Annotated in this window: 14 protein-coding genes and 1 pseudogene; 9 read left to right on the top strand and 6 right to left on the bottom strand. The window is 38.3% G+C overall.

Annotation, left to right across the window (positions count from 1 at the left end; genetic code table 11):
• The coding region (locus tag AC2JBO_RS28510; RefSeq protein WP_496957000.1) for a hypothetical protein at window positions 1-349 on the bottom strand (349 nt) is incomplete at its 3' end.
• Between the two features lie 733 nt (window positions 350-1,082).
• Between AC2JBO_RS28510 and AC2JBO_RS28505 the strand changes: the two are divergent.
• Window positions 1,083-1,289 (top strand): annotated as a pseudogene (locus AC2JBO_RS28505) (helix-turn-helix transcriptional regulator); the annotation flags it as partial.
• Window positions 1,290-1,610: 321 nt separating this feature from the next.
• Window positions 1,611-2,585, top strand: a complete 975-nt coding sequence (nifH, locus tag AC2JBO_RS28500; protein ID WP_496956999.1) for a nitrogenase iron protein — start codon at window positions 1,611-1,613, stop codon at window positions 2,583-2,585.
• 263 nt (window positions 2,586-2,848) lie between these two features.
• Here the strand turns inward: nifH and AC2JBO_RS28495 are convergent, their stop codons facing one another.
• Together AC2JBO_RS28495 and AC2JBO_RS28490 are read right to left on the bottom strand one after the other, a co-directional pair.
• Window positions 2,849-4,222 carry a hypothetical protein gene (locus AC2JBO_RS28495; protein ID WP_496956998.1) on the bottom strand — a complete coding sequence of 458 codons (1,374 nt, stop codon included), beginning with the start codon at window positions 4,220-4,222 and terminating at the stop codon, window positions 2,849-2,851.
• Between the two features lie 237 nt (window positions 4,223-4,459).
• The gene (locus AC2JBO_RS28490) at window positions 4,460-7,594 is read right to left on the bottom strand and encodes an MFS transporter (protein ID WP_496956997.1); all 3,135 of its coding nucleotides are present in this window, start codon (window positions 7,592-7,594) and stop codon (window positions 4,460-4,462) included.
• A 603-nt stretch (window positions 7,595-8,197) separates the two neighbouring features.
• Here AC2JBO_RS28490 and AC2JBO_RS28485 point away from each other — a divergent pair.
• Window positions 8,198-8,353, top strand: a complete 156-nt coding sequence (locus AC2JBO_RS28485; protein WP_496956996.1) for a hypothetical protein — start codon at window positions 8,198-8,200, stop codon at window positions 8,351-8,353.
• A 411-nt stretch (window positions 8,354-8,764) separates the two neighbouring features.
• Here AC2JBO_RS28485 and AC2JBO_RS28480 read toward each other — a convergent pair whose 3' ends face one another.
• Both AC2JBO_RS28480 and AC2JBO_RS28475 read right to left on the bottom strand, forming a co-directional pair.
• The gene (locus AC2JBO_RS28480; RefSeq protein ID WP_496956995.1) at window positions 8,765-9,361 is read right to left on the bottom strand and encodes a cytochrome c oxidase subunit 3; all 597 of its coding nucleotides are present in this window, start codon (window positions 9,359-9,361) and stop codon (window positions 8,765-8,767) included.
• Window positions 9,362-9,432: 71 nt separating this feature from the next.
• On the bottom strand, window positions 9,433-10,860 hold the full coding sequence (locus AC2JBO_RS28475; RefSeq protein WP_496956994.1) for a cytochrome c oxidase subunit I: 1,428 nt from the start codon (window positions 10,858-10,860) through the stop codon (window positions 9,433-9,435).
• Between the two features lie 33 nt (window positions 10,861-10,893).
• Here AC2JBO_RS28475 and xisF point away from each other — a divergent pair, with 33 nt between their 5' ends.
• The 6 genes from xisF (at window position 10,894) to AC2JBO_RS28445 (ending at window position 21,767) form a co-directional block, all read left to right on the top strand.
• Window positions 10,894-12,258: a fdxN element excision recombinase XisF gene (gene xisF / locus AC2JBO_RS28470; protein WP_496956993.1), complete on the top strand. Its 1,365-nt coding sequence runs from the start codon at window positions 10,894-10,896 to the stop codon at window positions 12,256-12,258.
• A 932-nt stretch (window positions 12,259-13,190) separates the two neighbouring features.
• Window positions 13,191-15,341, top strand: a complete 2,151-nt coding sequence (locus AC2JBO_RS28465) for a peptidase domain-containing ABC transporter (protein WP_496956992.1) — start codon at window positions 13,191-13,193, stop codon at window positions 15,339-15,341.
• Window positions 15,342-15,365: 24 nt separating this feature from the next.
• Window positions 15,366-16,766, top strand: coding sequence for an HlyD family secretion protein (locus tag AC2JBO_RS28460; protein ID WP_496956991.1), 1,401 nt, complete (start codon window positions 15,366-15,368; stop codon window positions 16,764-16,766).
• A gap of 828 nt (window positions 16,767-17,594) precedes the next feature.
• On the top strand, window positions 17,595-17,885 hold the full coding sequence (locus tag AC2JBO_RS28455; protein ID WP_496956990.1) for a hypothetical protein: 291 nt from the start codon (window positions 17,595-17,597) through the stop codon (window positions 17,883-17,885).
• 183 nt (window positions 17,886-18,068) lie between these two features.
• The gene (locus AC2JBO_RS28450; RefSeq protein ID WP_496956989.1) at window positions 18,069-19,457 is read left to right on the top strand and encodes an NCS2 family permease; all 1,389 of its coding nucleotides are present in this window, start codon (window positions 18,069-18,071) and stop codon (window positions 19,455-19,457) included.
• Between the two features lie 207 nt (window positions 19,458-19,664).
• Window positions 19,665-21,767 carry an ATP-binding protein gene (locus tag AC2JBO_RS28445; protein WP_496956988.1) on the top strand — a complete coding sequence of 701 codons (2,103 nt, stop codon included), beginning with the start codon at window positions 19,665-19,667 and terminating at the stop codon, window positions 21,765-21,767.
• Window positions 21,768-21,791: 24 nt separating this feature from the next.
• On the opposite strand, the gene AC2JBO_RS28440 is transcribed toward AC2JBO_RS28445, so the two are convergent.
• The gene (locus AC2JBO_RS28440; RefSeq protein ID WP_496956987.1) at window positions 21,792-21,914 is read right to left on the bottom strand and encodes a hypothetical protein; all 123 of its coding nucleotides are present in this window, start codon (window positions 21,912-21,914) and stop codon (window positions 21,792-21,794) included.
• Window positions 21,915-22,480 lie beyond the last annotated feature (566 nt).

The following is a 22,480-nucleotide window of genomic DNA, read 5'->3' as shown; positions in this document are numbered from 1 at the left end:
CTAATCTATTATTTCGGAAGCCATATCTTTGAAAATCTACTTGGGATACTTGAATTAACTGCCCATTCTTGTATTCAAATGTAGCTACATCCAAAGCTCCGCTCTCATCACCTTTTGATGCTTCTGTACTATTTATCTGTACATATACTGGTTTTCCTTTAACTTGGCATAAGACATATATAAAGTATCCTTGCTTTCTTTTTTGTTCAGGACACTTTTCTGGTGCCGAATCTCCTTTAAATTGTTCTACCTTTTTGTTGTAATAATCCTTTTTGTTATTAGCTAAAGAAGGAAATGTAACGCCTAATACAAAAAAGGCAACAGTTAGTAATCGAACTAAATTAGTCATACTTCAGAATTTATACAAAACATTTATTATACGTAAAACATAACTGCTAAAAAAATACGTTGTACACAGTAATTTTACTGAAAATAAACCCTTTGGTAAACTGCCTTGGCATAAGTAAACAAAATATGGTAACTCTTGTCACTCAAACTAATTTTGTGATGGGAAATATTATTTATCATATATTTAATATGTTTTGTGTTTAGATAAATACCATAGTAAACTAGCTAAATGTTTTTTTAGTTGAGCTTATGTTTATATTTAACCTTTGAATATAAGTAATTTTTCGGTATCATTAACCCAGCAGCAATCAAGTTGAGTTTTAAGCAATTATTCATTGATAAAAATAAAGACTTTAAAAATCATTGACTGATTTATTTATTTTTTAAGTGTAAGAATTTTAGCAATGTGTGTGTTATGCTTGTCGTAGAAAGGTTGAGAGCAGCGTTTATTTTATAAATAAGTATAGCTTTTGACTAAAAGCAGATTAAAAAACAGCAAAGATTTTAGTAAAATGTACGCTGTACTGGCTACAATAAAAGTAAAAGGTTAACAAAAATTGTAAACTTTTCTGTAATTTATTAAGTAAAGATAAAAGATTCTAAAAGTGTTACTAGTCTTGAAGTCAAAGCTAGATATTTATTAAAAGTTTAACTAAAAAGTTCAACTTAGTTGTTCCAACACATTTACCTTCGTTTATCATAGTTTACTGCTATACACTTCCTCTTCAATAACTATGAAGCAAGGTACAAACCTTTGTAAAAATCTAAAATCTATTAGGATTCGTCTAGGGATGAGCCAGCAAGATTTAGCAAATTTTGCCGATGTTACTCTTTAGACTATAAAGACTATAAGTGGCGTTGAATCAGGACAATAGACTCCCAATGTTGCTATAACCTTGCGGTTGGCTAAGGCACTTGGTTGTAAAGTCGAAGATTTGTTTTGAATAGAGAAAGATTAATTCGTATCTTGACAAGTACCAGTTTAACAGTTGCTCGGTACTTTGAAACATCGCTTTGGTAGCAGATATTTAGTATTTAAACTGCGAACGGATCAAATCTGGACTTTTGTCATACTAGCAATAAATTATTGAGCATTATGTTGTCAAACATTCATACTTTTGCAGTGGGGCGGGCGCCACCTGCTTTGTCTCTACAAGTGAACAGTACTAATATACTTCATTCCCGAAATATAAGATGTACGTACATTATTCAATTCATGACTGTAGACCCACTCAATCCAAACAATTCTAGGAGAATTAATCATGTCAGACAATATTAGACAAATCGCTTTCTATGGTAAAGGTGGTATTGGTAAATCTACCACTTCCCAAAATACTCTGGCTGCAATGGCAGAAGTTGGGAAACGCATCTTGATTGTTGGATGCGACCCAAAGGCAGATTCCACACGCTTAATTCTTCACTGTAAAGCTCAAACTACTGTATTACACTTAGCAGCCGAACGTGGTGCTGTAGAAGACATCGAACTTGAAGAAGTGGTGATTGAAGGTTTCCGCAATATTAGATGCGTCGAATCTGGTGGTCCAGAACCTGGTGTAGGTTGTGCTGGTCGTGGGATTATTACGGCGATTAACTTCTTAGAAGAAAACGGCGCCTACCAAGATGTGGACTTTGTATCTTATGACGTTCTTGGTGACGTAGTTTGTGGTGGTTTCGCAATGCCGATTCGTGAGGGGAAAGCTCAGGAAATCTACATCGTGACATCGGGTGAAATGATGGCAATGTTCGCTGCCAACAACATTGCTCGTGGTGTTCTCAAGTATGCTCATACTGGTGGTGTGCGCTTAGGTGGTTTGATTTGTAATAGTCGTAATACTGACCGAGAAGACGAACTGATTAGCACATTAGCTGCTCGGTTAAGCACCCATATGATTCACTTTGTCCCCCGCGATAACATCGTTCAACACGCTGAGTTGCGTCGGATGACTGTCAACGAGTATGCACCAGATAGTAACCAATCAAATGAATACCGCATATTAGGCGAGAAGATCATCAACAATACAAATCTTGCTATCCCCACACCAATTGAGATGGATGAGTTAGAAGATTTGTTGATTGAATTCGGTATTCTTGAAAGCGAAGAAAACGCTGCAAAACTTATTGCCACAGCTACTAATGCTGCTGACACAGAGAAAAAACAAGAAGACGCTCAAGGTGAAGCTCTTGAAGCGCTGAAAAAAGGTAACGTTGAAATAGTTGCTGGTGAGAAGAAAAAATAAGATTTTTACTCTCTCTTCAAGACGCAGTAAAAATTACAAAGTGGGCTATTACAAAGTGGGCTAAAAATGCCCACTTACTCCCAAGCGTAAAAGTTTTTAGTTTTTAAAAAATAGGAGGTTTAATTATGCTTTAGTAATAGTCAATTTAATTGACTCTCACAAATATTCATACGCGAAATACTAATTTTGTTTTTCGTCTCCTGTTATTGGTTGATTAATTTTTGAGTTGGGGATAGAAAATTATTTTTTCCATCCCCTTTTCTTTATTCTGAATCACTATCAATTAGATTATTTTCTTCCTCTAGCAATATTGTATCGATTGAAATTACTTGAATTCCAGTATCTATGGGTAAAATAAAAACTGCCTCAGAACTAATATGTTCGGGTTTATCGGTTTCTGAAGTGATAAATACTAGTTGGTCAGAGTCTTTAATATTTAGAGCTTCTGATGGGTCAGTATCTTGGGCGCCATAATTAAATGTATCAGTTGCATATTCAACACAAGCACTAGTATCTTCGCCTTCTGAGGTTTCTGAAGCAATAATTATTAGTTGGTCAGAGTCTTGAATATTTGGAGCTTCTGATGGGTCAGTGTCTTGGGCACTGTCATTCCATATATCAGTTGCGTCTTCAATAGAAGTGCTAGTATCTTCTAGTTTCTCTGTTTCCGAAGTGCTAATTACTCCTTGCTCAGAGTCTTGAAGATTTAGAGTTTCTGATGGGTCAGTGTCTTGGGCACCGTCATTCCATATATCAGTTGCGTCTTCAATAGAAGCACTAGTATCTTCTAGTTTCTCAGTTTCCAAGGTGCTAATTACTGCTTGGTCAGAGTCTTGAATACTTAGAGCTTCTGATGGGTCAGTGTCTTGGGCGCCGTCATTCCATATATCAGTTGCGTCTTCAATAGAAGCACTAGTATCTTCTAGTTTCTCAGTTTCCAAGGTGCTAATTACTGCTTGGTCAGAGTCTTGAATACTTAGAGCTTCTGATGGGTCAGTGTCTTGGGCGCCGTCATTCCATATATCAGTTGCGTCTTCAATAGAAGCACTAGTATCTTCTAGTTTCTCAGTTTCCAAGGTGCTAATTACTGCTTGGTCAGAGTCTTGAATACTTAGAGCTTCTGATGGGTCAGTGTCTTGGGCGCCGTCATTCCATATATCAGTTGCATCTTCAATAGAAGCACTAGTATCTTCTAGTTTCTCGGTTTCAGAGGTGCTAATTACTGCTTGGTCAGAGTCTTGAATACTTAGAGTTTCTGATGGGTCAGTGTCTTGGGCGCCATAATTAAATGTATCAGTTACGTACTGAACTGACTGATTAGCATCAAAGGTAGTATTTTGTGCTGTATCGATTTTACCACCGACAACAGCATGGGTAGCTCCTTCAGCTACAGTTTTAACTGCATATCCTACACCTTTAGCTGTCTGGGACAAACCCCCACCGATTGTCTTGGCGGCGCCTTCTAGACCTTTGGTAGTATGGTTAAAGCCCTGAGCAATTCTTTTTCCTGCTATAGCAGCAGCTATTGAACCCAATGTACCGCCAATAATTCCACCTATTAGGAGTTTATTTAATTCAGGATTTTTCTCTTTTTCGGATAAACGAGGATTTAGTCGAGGTGTTGTATTTTCAACCATGATTCTTTAACTCCTTAAGTAAAAAAGATTATTTATTCTGTTAATTTAACGACTAAAGATAATAGTTTAACCCTTCTTTTGATAGAGAATATTATTTATTGCATACGACTTTAGTTATAATAATACAAAGTCTATTTAGATTCATAGAAATAATATTTGTGTAACCCATTTTAGTTTGTGATACAAGTATAAAAAAGCCTCTCCGATGAGAGGCTTTACTATGAATTTACTAAACTTTTAAACAAAAAAGTCACTTGCTCTTACTGCTATTGCTCCGGCAATTGCTGAAGCTACTAAAGAGATAAAAGCGGTGTTAAATACCCACCAAGCGGCGCCTGCAACAGCTTTTTTAGTTTCTACTGCTTGTTTTTGCGCTTGTTCTTTAATAGCGTTGAGGCGTTTTTGTGTTTCTTGCTGGATGCGTTCGGCTTGATGTAATACCTTATCGCGCGAGGCTTCAATTTGATCAATAATTTTGTTAGCTTGCGCTTCGGAAATATCAGAGCGCGAACTAAGGACAGCTACTAGGGTATCACGGTCGAATTGACCAAGGCGCCCGCTTAAGGCTTCAAATCCTGCTTGCGGGTCGTCAAACAATTTGGCAAAGTCTTGTTGTATACCTTCGTAGTTAAGTTCGGGACGCTCAAGTGAGTTGAGATATTCACGAACTTTACCAAAAACGCCATCAATAACTGACTGCACTCTTTGCTGAATTTGTTGGAATTGTTCAACAATAGAGTTGCGAACTGATTCGATTTGGTCTACTATCTGGTTTGCTTCTTCTTCCGAAATATCCTCACGTTGGGACAATAAAGCTACAATTGTCGAACGGTCGATTAAAGATGCGCGCTCACCCAAAGATGATACTCCTGCGCGGGGGGAAGATAGCAATAATTGTAAGTCGCGCTTGATACCTTCGGGGTTGAGTTCTTCTTTATTAGTGTTACGCAAGTATTTTTCAAGACTTTGTTCAAAGTCGAAAGCTCCTCTAGTTGCACGGTTTGCTAGGCGCCGTGGTGCTTTAAGTATGTTATTGATAGCTTCAGTTACAGTGTCAATGGTGCGATTAACTTGCTCTTCGCTTAATCCCGTTTGAGACAATAGCTTAACTAGCGTTTCTCTATCAACTTGAGATAGTCGGTCGGTTAATGCATTGGTGCCAGCTTTGGGGTCTTCAAATAGTTTTTGCAAGTCTTGCTGGATACCTTCTGGGTTAAGTTCCTCTAAGTTGGTACTGCGGAGATATTCAGCAATAGTAGTAGTTGTTTTTTCGTACTGTTCTTTAGCTTTATCCGCTACTTGTTGAGGAGCTTGCAAAACTCGATCACGCACTGACAACAGGTTATCAATAGTTTGGTTTACCTGCTCTTCACTCAAATCTTGGCGTTGACTGAGTAATTTTACCAAAGTCTCGCGGTCAAACTGCGATAATCTTCCACGTAAAGCAGATAATCCAGCTTGAGGGTCAGAGAGCAATTTTCCAAAATCGCGCTCAATACCTTGAGGGTTAAGTTCTTCAAGGTTAGTATTCCGCAAATAATCTTCGACGCTTTGGCGCACTTGCGAAGCTTTTGCTTTTGCCTGCTCTTGAAGTTCGTTCGCTTTATTTAAGACATTATCGCGAGTGCGTTCGAGTTGGCTAACAATATTATTAACTTCCTCTTCGTTAATATCTTGGCGTACAGCAAGTAATTTCACCAAGGTATCGCGGTCAAATTCTTTGAAACGCACGCTTAACTCATCAAATCCAACTTCTGGGTCTTCAAGCAACTTACTTAAATCTCGCTCAATACCTTCTGGGCTAAGTTCAGCTTTTCCGGTTGAACGTAGATAATCTTCAACTTTAGTACGAATGTCTTGGGATTTTTCTCGTGCTGCTGCTTGTTGCACCGTTTCATAAATGGACGCGCGGATACTTTCCATTTCTCCCGCTATTTCTTTAACCCTTGCTTCACTCAAATCACCTCGTTGGTTTAGCAAGTTAGTAAAGTAGTCCTGGTTAAGGTCTTCTAACTGGCGCTGAACGGTTGCGGGGTTTGCGTTTGAGTCGTAGATGACTTCTGGGAATTCATCTTTAATAGTAATGCGGTTGAAATGCCAAGGCAAAGAATCGAGAATATATTCTTCGACATCTGCTTTAATCGTGTTGCTGGGTGATGCGGGCAATTTTTGAGCTACAGTACTGCCAAGTTGACTTGCCTGTTGAGTGGCTTGGTCTTTTAGTTTTTGCAGTTGTGAGGTAATTTTCTCAACATCTACGTTTTGAGCTTTTTTTAAGACTTGCTGCAACTGACTTGTAACTTTATCTACATCTAGATTAGAAAAGTCTACTTTTTTGAGAACCACTGGTAAAGCACTACCTACACCAACTTCAATCGCTTGCTTTAGTAAACCATTACCTTGCTTACCATTCCTGACTCCTGCTGTAACCAATTCTTGAAGACGTTGACTCAATTGCTCAGGTTGTAAATCTTCAGGTGTTGCAGAGGAAAGTAATTTGATTACTTGGTCTGTAGGATTTTGCTGATTATATTGCTTCCAGGCGCCTTCAAGTTGGTCAGCAATGCGATTAATATCTTCCTTGGAAAAATCTGTACGACTGCTAATTAAATCAACAAACGTTTGGCGATTAATATTTTTAAGTAAGTCATTATCCGCAATAGACCCTAAATCAGCATCTTTGAGAATTTTTTCAAACTGATTGCCAATTTCTTTAACGTCTAGTGAAGGTAACTGTAAAGAGCTTAAAGAACTAGAAAGTGTATTTTTGATACTATCTGGGTTAAATCCTGAAGTTAACTCACGTCGAACTGCCGCTGTAATTTCTTCAGCAGTAGACACCATTTGCTGTTTTGCCGCGTTGGCGCCTAAAGCAGCAGAAGCTGTACCCATTATCCCTTGCATACCGCCCTTTGCAGTACTAACAAGAGAGCCAATTAAAGAACCTACAGCGTTTGAACCTAACCACATAATCAGCGTAAAATACGCAGACCAGATGACTACACCAATGGTTGCTCCTAAAAAGGCATTTTCAATTAAACTCAGTTTTACTGCTAAAAAACTAGCAGCAAATAAAGCAATACTTGAAGTGATAAGTGCCCATAAGCCAACAGTGGATTCAACTTTACGAACTGTACTACCCAAGCTTTCCGACTCGTCAGAATCTGAACCTGAGCTTCCTAAAGCCGAAATACCTACAGCAACTGAGAGATTTGTCAGTAGTAATTGAAAAGCAAACGTCATCAATATACCCGCAAACAAAGCTACTAAAAATTTAGGACCAGAAAAAACTAGTGAAGCTTCTTCTGCTGTTAAAACGTCACCTCTAACCGGGATTTGTACTAATTGCAAAGCAGTTAGTGTATGGAACATATTATTTCCTCACTTTGAATCTTAATGAAACACGTAAAGGTTAGAACGCCATTGTTTCGTTTTTTTCTTTACTTCAATTACAAAGTTAAGAATATAACTAATTATCAGCATCTTTCTAAGGAATGAGTTAATTAGTTTATTTAGTTCTACATTTCTTTAATTTATATACTTATATAATTATGTAAGGCAGTACTCAAATATAGTGAAAATTAAGTTGTAACTCAGTTCCAAAGAATTTTCTTTGCAAAACTGTGACTAGATTCTAGCAAAAATACGTGACTATTTTCTAGCATTAAATGTAAGTAATGAAAGTCGTCACAATAGTGATTTTGTACTAAATCGCATTTAATATAAGTAAAAAATTATAAATATCAATTATCTCTGGAGTGCATTTGTATTTTACTATACTTATTTTTTCTAAATAATGAAATAACTCTATGACTTTTGAGAGAGAACACCTCATACAAATGGTTGATGTAAAGCTAGTTTAAAAATGTGGCAATGGTGTTAATAACACAAAGTTAATGCTCAAGTTTTTTGCATTAGTCGATAAGCAAACAGCAATTGTATCAAAATAATTTTGATTAGGAAAAAAGGAGTAAAATGATGGAAACTCAAGTTCCAGAGCAAAAATATATTAACGATTCAGAAACAGCAGTAAAATTAGATAATTCAGCACCAGAGATTCAAGTAGAACAGGCGCCTGCTGAACTTAATTATCAAGCGCAAAGAGTTAGTCGCAGGATTTGGCATGACTAAAAAACAAATTGTAGGAAAAACTGCCTCTGAATCATCAAGCTAATAATACTGACAGTCAGGCTTTTCAGAGCTACTCCGTTTTTAAGAAGGCGCCTTTTAAGAGTAAGCCTTTTTTTTCGTGGAGTTCTCTTAATGAAACTTTTATTATTGAACAGTGAATTTTTTACGTCTTTAGTAAAAAAACACTATTATTTGTAATAAAGTAAGTATATTTCTTTATTATCCTTCAGAAGTGGTATAAAAAAGCTTATTTTTTTATTAACACTTGATTTCTTGCTTGTATATGTCTATAGACAGGCGACTTGACTCAAATAGGTTTCTAAACTTACAAAATTGAGCGAAACAAAGTAAGATAGTTAAAGTAATAGTAACTATATAGCAGGACAGGCAAGATGCCTATCCTACGGTTATTTATTGCCAGACGTAAATTAGGATAAATAAGATAATCCAAATCACATCGACAAAGTGCCAGAAAAGCGAGGTCGCGTATACTCCGTAGTGACCGTTATCAAAGTTACCTGGAATGAATGAGCGCGCGAGAATTATTGTTTGTAAGATAATACCTGTCAGAACGTGTAAACCGTGGAAACCTGTTAGTAGGTAGAATAGACCACCAAATACGCCTGTGGTAAAACCAAATTCTAAGCCACCCCATTCAACTGCTTGACCGTATAAAAAGTAGCTGCCCATTAACATTGTTAATAGCAGAAATATCCGGTATCCCCAGAGGTTATGACGTAGTAACGCGCGTTCTGCGAAGTAAATAACAAAGCTACTTGATACTAAAATAACTGTGTTGATTATTGGTTCTTTAATTTCTAGACCAGATACACCAGCAGGTAGCCACGTTGGTGTAGATAGTTTAGTGACTATGTACGCTGCAAAGAAGCTTAGAAAGATTACACTTTCTGAAAGTAGAAATACGACGAAGCCATATTGTTTATTTCCTTCTTCGTCATGTTCATGTGCATGTGGCGCCTGTATATGGGTTTTTATTGAACTTTCCATGATTAGTAAGTAAGAGGGGTAAGGGGGAAAGGGTAAGGGGGAAAGGTGTTTCCCCTTTAACTATTACCAAATCATTCTTGGTGTCCGGTGCCTGCTACTAATGGCTCGTTCATGCCGTAACCGTAGGGTGGTGATACAACAACGGGAATTTCTTCAAAGTTTTCAACGGGTGGTGGTGAGGATACTAGCCACTCTAAACCAATCGCACGCCAAGGATTATCGGGCGCCTTGTCTCCATTTATCCAAGAACTAATCATGTTTAAGATAAACGGTAATGTTGACATCCCAAGTATAAAACCACCAATACTAGCGATGATGTTCCAAAATGTGTATTCGGGGTCGTATGATGCAACTCGGCGTAACATTCCGTGTAAACCTAGTGGATGCATTGGGAAAAAGTTTAAGTTAGTACCAATGAAGGCTAACCAGAAGTGTAATTTACCTAAACCTTCATAGTACATACGTCCGGTCATTTTGGGGAACCAGTGGTAGATGGCGGCAAATAAGCCCATTGTTACCGTTCCATAAAGAACATAATGGAAGTGACCGACAACAAAGTAAGTGTTATTTACATGGATGTCGATGGGAACAGAGGAGAGCATAATTCCCACTACACCAGCGAACACGAACATTATTAAGCCACCCAAGGCAAATAACATTGGTGTGTTAAGTCGAATTTTGCCACCCCAAATTGTTGCTAACCAAGCAAAGACTTTAATACCAGTTGGCACCGATACAAACATCGTCGATACCATGAACACCATTCGCATCCAACCAGGTGTGCCGCTGGCATACATGTGGTGGACCCAAACCAAGGCACTAACTGCGGCTATCATCAGTGAGGAGATTGCAACTACTCTGTATCCAAATAACGGCTTGCGCGAGTAAACTGGAAAAATTTCCGAGAAAATACCAAAAATTGGCAGTATTATTACGTAAACCGCTGGATGTGAATAAAACCAGAACAAATGCTGAAATAGTACTGGATTTCCACCTTTATCTGGATTGAAAAATGCTGTTCCAACACTCAAATCAAACAGTAGCATAATGGCGCCTGCTGTTAATGCTGGTAGTCCAAATAACTGGATAATTTGCGCGCTGAAAACTGCCCAAACGAACAGTGGCATACGGAAGAACGTCATTCCCGGCGCCCGCATTTTGACGATGGTAGTAACAAAATTCACGCCACCCATAATAGAGGAGACACCAGAAACTGCTACTGCCAAAAGCCAAATAAACTCACCGTTGATTAAATTGCCTGTAGGGTTTTGGGTACTAACTGGAGGATAAGACCACCAACCAGCTTGGGCAGGACCACCCGGTACGAAGAAGCTCACCATTAATAATAGACCTGCAACGGGCACCATCCAGAAAGCTGCTGCGTTTAGGCGGGGAAATGCCATATCGCGGGCACCTATCATTAGTGGTACGAGATAATTAGCAAAACCTACAAGTGAAGGGTTTACACGTCCAGTTTTTGTGGTAAACTGCTCTGACATTGAGTTTGGGGCAAGTCGATGCGAGTTGGTTATGTGAGAGTGTCAACGGGCGAGCAAGAAGATGCATTGGAGCAGCAAACAGCTCGGATAAACAAAGCTGGCGCCGTGTTAATTTTTAGTGATATTGAATCAGGGAGAAACGACACTAGAAAGGAATTTAATAAGATGTTAGCGATGTGCCGTGAGGGTCAAATAAAAGAAGTCATCGTAACTCGTGTTGACAGACTTGCAAGGTCAGTAATAACAATAAGTAAAACAATAGCTTTGTTCGAGGAATTAGAAGTCAAGCTTATTATCCTTGATGCCCCAGTTGATGATTCGTCGTCACCTTTCGGTTGGTTCTCATTAAACCAAATGGCAGGTTTAGCAGAATTTGAATCAAGATTACTTCAAAATAGAGTAAAGCATGGGCTAGCGTATTTCCGCGAACAAAACAAAGCATGTCCACAGCCACCGTTCGGTTATGTGAGAATTGATGAGAAAAATGAACCGGATATGACTTTACATAAATCTGGTAAAACTCACTATCGCATCGCGGCAGAAATAATTGAATACTTCTTAGAAAATAAAGCGTCGTTACGAAACACTGTCCAATATTTCAGAAAGAAATATGATGTTAAGTTTTCACCGCCAGGGCTACGCGGTTGGTTCAGAAATCCAGTCTTGAGAGGTCATACTCGGTACGGTGTTAGAAAAAGCCGCATAGATTCTTCAAAGTGGGATATCCGAGAAAATACTCACACAGCCTTAATGTCAAAGGAAGTTTATGAACAGATTGAAGCGCAGTTATCAGAGAATAAGAATCTTTGGGGGAAAAATTTTGAAGGTGGTAACAATACAAACAGCGTTGGTCGCTATTTATTGTCAGGGCAAATAATTTGTGGTGCTTGCGGGTATAAGTGCTATGTTCACGACCGAAAAAAAACTAATGGAATCCGTTGTAAACGCCGAAGAATTTACGGTGATGCAGAATGTAATAATAAAACAGCAGTTCCATTAGATAAGGTTATCGAAGCTGTTGATAATGCTTTGACAGCAAGGGCTATTGAGCTAAAGAATTACACTGTTAACAATCAACCAAATATTGAAGAAACACCAGAGATTGTTGAATTAAAGACTCGGTTAGAAAATTTACAGAAAATGCCGCAGGATGAAATTATTGAGGATGCGGTACGGAGAACAATATTAAAAATTCAACAGTTGCAACAAAAGAATACTCATGGTGTAACTGTGAGTAATCACTTAATAAATCAACTTAGGGAATCGTTTAATGATTACGAGTTCTTCAAGGCTCTTCCGCACGAAGTAAAGAGCCAACTGTATAAAAAATTTGTAAAACACGTCAAGGTTTTAAACGGCAATATTGTCGAGGTCGCGCTCATTGATATACTGGGGTAGTAGCGACGGGTCAGCCATTATTTTAGTTTTCGTTTTAACATCAAGGTGTTTAATCTTTTGATACAACAAGCCAAGTCTTAGAAGCGCTTCTGGCAATGTTTCTTTTTTCATGTAAACAAAAGTGATTATTTTATATGAGATACTAGCACAGAATTTTTTTTGAAATATATCGTAGTAAACAATTTTGAAATAAACCACCTGATAATCAGAAGCTGTACGTAAGAACCCCGTAAACCTAATTAATCAAACTAGTTTGAGCCAATACGTAACAGTTAAATTTAGCAAATATAGTTCAATTTATTAAAAATTTAACAAGCTGTTGAAGCAAGCAATTTTATTATATACTATTAACAAAAAATGCGACATTTATGGCATAGAAAAACCATCAAATGAGATATAACTGTTTGATCAGCAATTAATTGTTCGTTCGCGCGAGGGATTGAGTTAAGGCATTGTCATTGGATTGGGTATAGGCACCTACATCGCAAGTTATAGGTTTGCCTATACACCACCATATATAAAAAAATAAGTGATGTATATCACATAAAATTTCTTAAATAATCACTGACAATAAAAATAGGGTGGGTATTGCCCACCCGGAGTGTTTTTCAAAAATCAAATAGTAGCTCTATATCTTTCTAATAATGAGCAAGAAATGAGCATAAAATGAACAGTTTTTGAGCTACCCAATTATTCCGATAAGTGATATAGTAGTTTACGCTACTATATATAAATAATTTTATTTTTATGTAGTTTAGTATACATACCGCAGTTTATAGAAGATTCAGCAATGTTTGAATCATTTTGAGAAAAGCTCCTCTATTGCTTATTTACAAAGTGTTGATTGCAGCAAACACACATTTACATTACTTGACTAAATTCCCTTGGATGATGGTGCTTGGGAGTAGAGGGATAGAGGCAAGCATTTATTTATGAGATACGCTCACGTTTTACAATACAGTGAAGAAGATTGTGGTGCTGCTTGTCTAGCTACAATTGCCAAACATTATGGACGCACTTTCACTCTAAATCATGTCCGCGAAGCCGTAGGTACTGGACAACTAGGCACAACTATGTTGGGGCTGAAACGGGGAGCAGAAACACTAGGGTTTAATGCCCGTGCTGTGAAAACTTCAAAAGAATTATTAAACCAAATTTCGGAGGCGCCCCTACCAGCAATTATTCACTGGAAAGGTAATCACTGGGTTGTTTTATATGGGAAGAAAGGCAAAAAATGTGTAGTTGCTGATCCAGCGGTAGGTATTCGTTATCTTTCACCTCAAGAGGTAGCAGAAAGTTGGACAGATTGGTTAATGTTGTTACTCCAACCCGACCCAGTAAAGTTTTATGCCAATGAGAATGACTCGGTAGGTGGGTTTTGGCGGTTCTTTAAGCGTGTTTGGGTTTATCGCGGTATTCTAGCGCAAGTTTTACCGCTAAATTTAATTTTGGGGTTGCTGTCTTTAGCTTCCCCTTTTTTGCTGCAAATTCTTACGGATGATGTATTAGTTAGAGGTGATACAAAATTACTGACTACTGTAGCAATTTCTGTAGTAGTAATGAATGTTATTTCCCGCAGCCTTTCGTTTGTCCAGTCTAACTTAATTGCTCACTTTGCTCAACGTTTGCAACTAGGATTAGTTCTGGAATTTGGGCGCCAGATTCTGCGATTACCTCTTTCTTATTACGAAGCGCGTCGTAGCGGAGAAATTGTAAGTCGTTTGCGAGATATTGACCAAATTAATCAGTTAGTCGCTCAAGTTGTCATAAGTTTACCTAGCCAATTTTTTATTGCGCTGGTTTCTTTTAGCCTCATGGTTTTTTATAGCTGGAAATTAACATTAGTGGCTGTATTCGTCGCTATAGTGATGAGTTTATCTACAATAGTCTTTCAGCCAACCTTGCAACAAAAAACTCGTGAGCTTTTAGTTCAAGAAGCAGAAACTCAAGGTGTTTTAGTAGAAACTTTTAAAGGCGCGCTGACTCTTAAAACTACTACATCGGGGCTACAGTTTTGGGACGAATTTCAAGTTAGATTTAGTCGTCTTGCTAATGTTACATACCGTACAATTCAGATTGGGATTATTAATAATACATTTTCTGGCTTTTTTTCTAGTATTGGTAGCGTTATCCTACTTTGGTTTGGTGGCAACTTGGTAATTAACCCTGTAGAACATTTAAGTATTGGGAAGCTACTTGCATTTAACTCAATGAATGCCAATTTTGTTGGCTTAATTGGCACTTTAATTGGTTTTGTCGATGAATTTACTCGTGCGAAAACTGCCACGCAACGCCTAACAGAAGTTATAGATGCAACTCCAGAAAATGAAGACGATGGCAAAAAGCCTTTTGCAAATATCCCCGGTGATGCTGATATTATTTGTACAAAGGTTAACTTTCATTATGCTGGTAGGTTAGATTTAATTGAAGATTTTTCTTTAACTATTCCTGGTGGTAAAGTTGTCGCCATCATTGGTAAATCTGGCTGTGGTAAAAGCACTTTAGCTAAACTGATTGCTGGGTTATATCCTGTGCAATCGGGAAATATTCGCCTTGGACTTTACAATCAGCAAGACCTTTCTCTTGATTGTCTACGGCAACAGGTGGTTCTTGTTCCCCAAGAACCTCACTTTTGGAGTCGTTCGATTGTGGAAAACTTTCGTTTAGGGGCGCCATTTGCAACGTTTGAGCAGATTGTTAGAGCTTGCCAAGTGGCTGAGGCTGATGAATTTATCAGTAAATTACCTGATAAATATCAAACTATTCTAGGGGAGTTTGGCGCCAATATATCTGGTGGGCAACGTCAAAGACTTGCTATAGCAAGAGCGATTGTCACAAATCCACCAGTTTTGATTTTAGATGAATCTACTGGTGGGTTAGACCCAGTCAGTGAAGCGCAAGTTTTAGATCAATTATTTGAGCATCGTCGGGGTAAAACTACAATTTTGATTACTCACCGTCCGAAGGTAGTGTCGCTTGCTGATTGGATTATATTATTAGATCAGGGCAAGTTGAAAATTCAAGGTTCTCTTTCAGATCTACGCTCTCAACCAGGAGAGCATATGAACTTTTTAATTTCTTAATTATTTATTTGTTAGGAGTAAGCTATGCTTTCTGGCCACAATCAAAAATTATTTCCCGGAATTGATAGTGCAGACTTTCTGCCTCCTATTAGTCCTTGGATATCATTAACCGGAATATGTCTAGTTGGTGCTGTTGGCTGTGCAGGCGCCCTTAGTTCATGGGTGAAATACAATGTTATCGTGAAAGCTGCTGGTACTGTGCGTCCTACAGGAGATGTACGTGTAGTGCAATCAGACATGGAAGGAACTGTTAAAAATATTTTTGTTAAAGAAAATCAGAATGTTAAAAAAGGCTCGGCGCTCGCTATGTTGGATACTGAGCAACTACAAATTAAAAAAAGCCAACTGCTAGGCGACATTCAGCAAGGTATGCTACAACTATTTCAAATTAACGCTCAAATTAAAACTTTAGATACTCAGATTTCATCTGAATCTAAAGTGAGCGAGCGCTCAGTTTCTGCTGCTTCTTCAGATTTGGAACGTAATCAACGTTTATATATTGAACAAATAAGTAAAACTAACAATGAATTTCTAGCAGCCCAAGCCGACTTGCAAAAAGCTTATTCAAGCTTGCAAAAAGCTAAAGCAGATTTAGAATTTGCTACTGTTGATAGCGAACGCTACCAACAGCTTTCGCAAGCTGGCGCCATTGGTAAGCGTGAATTTGAGCAGAAAAAACTAGTTGTTATGCAGACAAAATCAATAGTTGAAACTGAAAAAAAAGCTATTGAAATCGCTAAAGCCAAACTTGCATCAGCAAAAGCCGCTCTTAATCCTAGTAAAGCAGCGGTAGCAATTGCGAGCGGAAAAATTACTCAAGAGAGAGCTAGAGGTGAATCAACTATCGCCACTTTGAATAAAGAGAAACAAGCTTTAATTCAGCGGCAAGCTGAAATGCAAAACCAAATTAATCAATCTAACAAAGAACTTTTACAAGTTAAAAAATCGCTTGAAAATAGCATAATTCGGGCAACCAGTGATGGCATTATCCTCAAGTTAAACCTACGCAACCCTGGTCAAGTTGTGCGCGTTGGTGAATCTATTGCCGAAATTGTTCCTGATAATGCTCCTCTATTAATTAAAGCAAACATTCCTACTACTGAAATTAGAAAGGTTGCAGTTGGTCAAAAAGTGCAATTGCGAGTTGATGCTTGTCCTTATCCTGATTACGGTACTCTTAAAGGTAATGTCAATGCCATTTCTCCAGATGCAATTACACCTCAAACCAACAGTGTAGGTGGAGCAATATCCAGTGTTGCTAGCTATTTTGAAGTGACAATTAAACCTGAGAGCCGCTCATTTGGAAATAACGGGCGCCAGTGTGTAATTCAAGCAGGAATGGATGCCAAAGCTGACATTATTTCTAAACAAGAAACTGCACTTCAATTTATTCTTAATAAAGTCAGGTTTGCAACAGATTTGTAAATTATTTCAAAAACTTAAAAACTTCCAAAAATTTAATTCTCCCGGAATGTGGAATGGGCATCCTTGCCCGTTCCAAACGCGAGGCAGCCAAGGATGCCCCGAAGTTTGGCGGGAAGAACATCTCCCCGCCAACTTCTCTCCACCCACAAGAAAATTTTACATATTTTTATACTTGGAAGCCTCCAAGATTCCCGACTGATTTAATAAGTCAGGAATTTTATTCCACATAATAATATTTTAGATTCCTCGTCATTCTAAGCTTTGCTATTTTTGCAAATTATATAGGATTACTGTATACCTAAAGCTCTAATGTGTAGGGTTTTTTTAGTAAATAGTTCGCTGCAACGTGAAGGCGAAGATGTATATATTTAAAGCCCTAACACATCAAGGTGTATTAGTAATTTTTCAGATAACGTAGCATTGCTAACATCATAGATAAAAAAAGAAGTGATGCATATCACATCAAATTTACAAAATAATCGCTGACAACAAGAGTTGATTAAAAAACTGAAGCTACATAAGTTATTTTTCCTAATTAATAGAAAATGAATAATAAATGAGCATGAAATGAACAGTTTTTGATCTACCAGGTAAGTTTGAGAGAAGGTACTCTAGTAGGAGTTGGTTATAAATTGATTGTACTAGCTATGTATTTTGGTACAACATATAAGGTGATAAACCAACAGTCATCTTTTGATACGTTTTATCCTCCTTTGGGTGGATAGATTTTATCCTCCCATAAGTAGATAGAAGAAAAGTTATTGTAATATATATTAATAATTACATAGCTTCTCTGTATAAACACTGAAACAAAATTGAGGAAGATTTATGTCTAACACTAAAATAGCTGGTTTCCAATCTAACCTTTTTGAAGAATTGAATGATGCAGATTTAGTGACAGTGGTAGGTGGCGGCGTCACTGATACTTTGCTAAATGGCGTTGCTAGCGCTAATAATGGTATAGGGAACGGAGGTACACCTACAACAGGTCTTGTTCACTTAGTATCAAATACATTGATAGCAACTGGGAATTACGGAAATGGCGTTGGTAATGGATTAGAGCTTGGTCTTCAAGCTGTTAATGCAACAGTAACAGATACTGCGACCCAAGTAGGGTGAGAATGTTAGTACTTCATTCCGGCATCATTATGATACCTAACACTCTCTGAACTACCAAAGAGGACTGGAGTTAGTTTTTAACTCCAGTCCTTAATTTTTTTACTTTATGTAAGTATGCATAATTTGCACTATGTCGATCTGTAAGTCTTAATAATCGAAAAATCGAATATTACCAAGAACTTTATGAAATTATTTACGCCAAGATATATCTTAACTACCTCAGTTCCTCAATTTTTTAGGTTTAAACAGTTAGGTACTAGTTACCGAACAGAGGTTATAGCAGGTGTTACAACGTTTATGACTATGGCTTATATTTTGGTTGTGAATCCCAGAATCTTATCAAATGCTATATTTATCGAACAGCCAGGTGATTTGTTCAATCAGCTTCTGACTACCACTGCCGTTTCCTCAGCGATTGCAACTGCTCTAATGGGACTGTTGGCTAATTATCCCTTTGCACTGGCGCCCGCAATGGGTCTAAACGCTTTTTTTGCTTTCTCAGTTGTGTTGGACTTACAGATGAATTGGCGACTGGCGCTGACGGCTGTCCTGATTGAAAGCTTAATTTTTATCGGCTTGATTCTATCTAATATCCATATCCAAATTATCAAAGCAATTCCAGCTTCCCTCAAACATGCCACTGTGGCAGGTATTGGTTTGTTCATCGCCTACATTGGTCTTTCTGGTGTCCCTGAAGCTCCTACCTTGGGAGCAGGTATGATTGTTGCCAGTAAAGCGACGTTAACAACTATTGGCTCCTTCAGGGAACCAGCAACTTTACTCTCAGCTTTTGGTTTATTGCTTACGGCTACTTTGGTCGCACGTCAGATTAAAGGAGCGATGTTATGGGGTATTTTGGCTACAGCGCTCTTAGGTTGGATACTAGGCATTGCTCCTTGTCCCCAGAAAATTATCGCCCTACCTGAATGGCCACAAGGTTTGATGGGTCAGGACTTCACAGGCTTTAGTTACCTTACACCCAAGCAAATCTGGAACTTTGTGTCTGTCACACTTACCTTTTTATTTGTAACTTCTTTCGACACCATCGGCGCCCTCACTGGTTTGGGACAACAGGCTGGTTACATTAACGAAAATGGTGAATTGCCTCGTGCGACAAAATCTTTGTTAGCAGGTGGTTTAGGCATAACTTTTGGAGCATTGATGGGTACTTCCCCATGCGCGACCTATCTAGAATCTGCCTCCGGTATATCCGAGGGGGGACGGAGTGGTTTCACATCTATGGTAGTGGCAGCCCTGTTTCTGCTTTCTGTGTTATTTACACCGTTATTTGCAGCAATTCCCGCTTTCGCTACGGCGCCTGCATTGATTATGGTAGGTTTTTTGATGATGAGTAGCGTGCAAAACATTAATTGGAATGATCCAGCAGAAGCAATTGCCGCATTCCTAATTGTTTTGACCATGCCCCTAACTTACTCTATTGCAGAGGCGTTGGCAATTGGCTTCATTATCTACCCCCTGATTAAAGCTTCTCAAGGACTGGCTCGTAAAGTGAATAAAACTGTATATTTTCTGGCAGCTATCTCTGTGTTTCACCTTGTACTAAAGAGTTAAGAAGTAGGGTGTTGACTTTGTGAAAAATTAGCCAAAAAGCTTTATACTATTTTCAAGTTGCAACTTGCATAATATTTACATAATGTCAACTATCCATTAGTAGAAGCCACGCTATGTTAGCACATGATAACTTTTAAAAAATGTAATGAAATGTATAGCTTTTTTTATATACATCGATTAAAGGAAAATATGTAAAGTTGAGGAAAGATGATGGCATCTCTGTCAAAACGACTTAGTGCTGAACGGCAACGTCAATTTGTTGGACGTGGTGTTGAGCTTGAGCTGTTTCAAAAGGCGATTGCATCTCCACAGCTACCTTTTCATGTTTTGCACTTATTTGGTCCTGGTGGTATAGGCAAGACAAGCATTGTAAGGCAATTTGCTCAAATTTGTCAGCAATCAAGAATTCCAAGTTTTTATATTGAATCACGAAACTTAGAACCATCACCAGAATCATTCATTAGTGCTTTACGTTTATTGTTCGGATTAAGTGAAGTAGATTCTCCGCTAAAGTTTTTGGCAGATCAAGAGCGGCGCCATGTTATTTTTATTGATACTTATGAAAACATTGCCGCTTTGGATGACTGGTTGCGGGAAGAATTTTTACCGCAATTATCTGAAAATACTTTGATCATCATTGCCGGACGCAATCCTCCCTCTTTACCTTGGCGTAGCGATCCGGGTTGGCAAGCTTTGATTAACACTTTGTCTATACGCAACCTAAATCGAGAAGAAAGCCAAACTTATTTGCAAAGACAAGAGATTCCGATTGTCAAACATCGGGAAATTCTCGATTTTACTCACGGGCATCCTCTAGCATTATCATTGGTTGCAGATGTATTTGCCCAGACGCAAGAAATACCTTTTCATACCGAATCAGCACCCGATATTGTCAAAGCATTGCTGGAAAGATTTATTAAAGAAGTACCGACACCAGCACACCGGATGGCGTTAGAAGCTTGTGCTGTGGTACGCCTAACTACTGAAGCATTACTTATACAAATACTAGATTTACCAGAAGTTCACGATTTATTTGAGTGGTTGCGAGGATTATCTTTTATCGAATCAGGATCATTAGGTTTATTTCCTCACGATTTGGCACGAGAAATCTTAATTGCTGACTTGCGGTGGCGTAACCCCGATTTTTACACTCAACTGCACCAGAAAGCGCGAAACTACTACAGCAAACGTTTAGGGCAAACTCAGGGTCAAGAAAAGCATCGAGTGCTATTTGACTATATTTTTCTGCATCATGAGAATCCGGCGATTCGTCCCAGTTTCACTTGGGGTACACACAGTAGTTTATTGACAGACTCGCTGCGGGAAACTGACAGAGATAAATTGCTGGTAATGGTGAAGCAATATGAAGGGGAAGAATCAGCAAAAATAGCCGTACACTGGTTGCAACGTCAACCGCAAAATGTAATTATATTTCGAGATTCGCAGCACCAAATAGCGGGATTTGCGATAATGGTGGCTTTGCACGAAGCTAGTCGCGAGGACTTGAAAGTTGATCCAGGTGCAAATTCAGCTTGGCGTTACTTGCAAAACCATGCACCATTACGCTCTAATGAAGGTGCAACTATCTTTCGTTTCTGGATGGCAGCAGATACTTATCAAGCTGTTTCTCCGACTCAAAGCCTGATTTTCGTTAATTTTGTTCAGCATTTTCAGAATACACCCGGACTAGCATATACATTTCTACCCTGTGCTGAACCTGATGCTTGGGCGCCAATGTTAACTTACTTTGACTTAACGCGACTAAAAGAAGCTGATTTTGAAGTTGGGGAACGGCGCTATGGAATTTATGGACATGATTGGCGAGTAGTTTCACCAGCAGCATGGCGCGAACTTTTAGCACATAGAGAAGTTGCTGCCGAAGCAGAAATCGAACCTAGTTCCTCAAATAGTCAACCTCTATTGGTTCTCAGTCAAGAGTATTTTGTAGAGGCGGTGCAGGATGCATTGCGTAACTTTACTCGTCCCGACATATTACAAAATAATCCATTATTGCGCTCGCGAAGCGTACATGAAGTATTCTCTTCTACAGTAGAAAATGCTGATACAGACACAGTGCAAAATCGCCTTACCGCTTTGCAAACTCTTATCAAACAAACTGCAGAATCTTTACAATCATCTCCCCGTGATGAAAAACTCTACCGCGCGGTCTACAATACTTACTTAAACCCTGCTGCCACTCAAGAACAAGCAGCAGAATTACTAGATTTACCCTTTAGTACATATCGGCGCCATCTCAAAGCCGGAGTGACACGAATTGCAGGTATTCTTTGGCAACGTGAAATTAATTAATTAAAAAATTTTACAATTCATTAATTAATACAAAGTAAACACTAGCGGCGCCGTGTCAGAAGTCGGATGCTCATTTTCTTTGAACAGCGCAACGATTTTGAATTTGCTCTTGTCGGCAGAGCGTTGGCTAGCTTGTCTATAATCCATTTATATTTCCTTCATTGCTTGCGCTAACTCGTATTAAATGCGGAGAATAGCTTGATTTTTACTAGGGCATAAAGCCTGCTTGTTTTTCAATACCTGCCGCTTCAGCTATAGATGTAGCACGTGGTAGCGGGAGAAATATTGTTCCCATAGAACACAACTGCTTTTTATTTAATAGATTATCGAGCCTAGAGTAGGAGGTAAATTTGTTTCCTTCAAATTTTGCACAACTTCTATGTGCTTTTACTTAGAGTCTAAATTCTTGTCATAGATAATATTCGAGTATCATCATGTCTCTATGTATCTATCTATAGATATAATTAGTTTTATCTATAGAATCTATCAAAAGGGGTATTTAGATACTTAAGTAAACGTAAATTTGATATATTTTTTTTATGAGATATTACCTTTATTGAGTTGACATATATGAACAAAATTGGTATTAATTACAAGTTACATAATCTCAATATATAAAGATATGTAAAACATGTTATGAATTATGTGTAATACCAATTTAAAGTGAAGCTGCATAGAAAAGGGCTTCTAAAATAAAGTTATAAGAGGATACA

It is taken from the genome of Calothrix sp. CBUCES-K 9914 (assembly GCF_059640475.1).
Note: the sequence above shows the minus strand (reverse complement) of the source record. Positions and strands in the feature narration are given on the sequence as shown.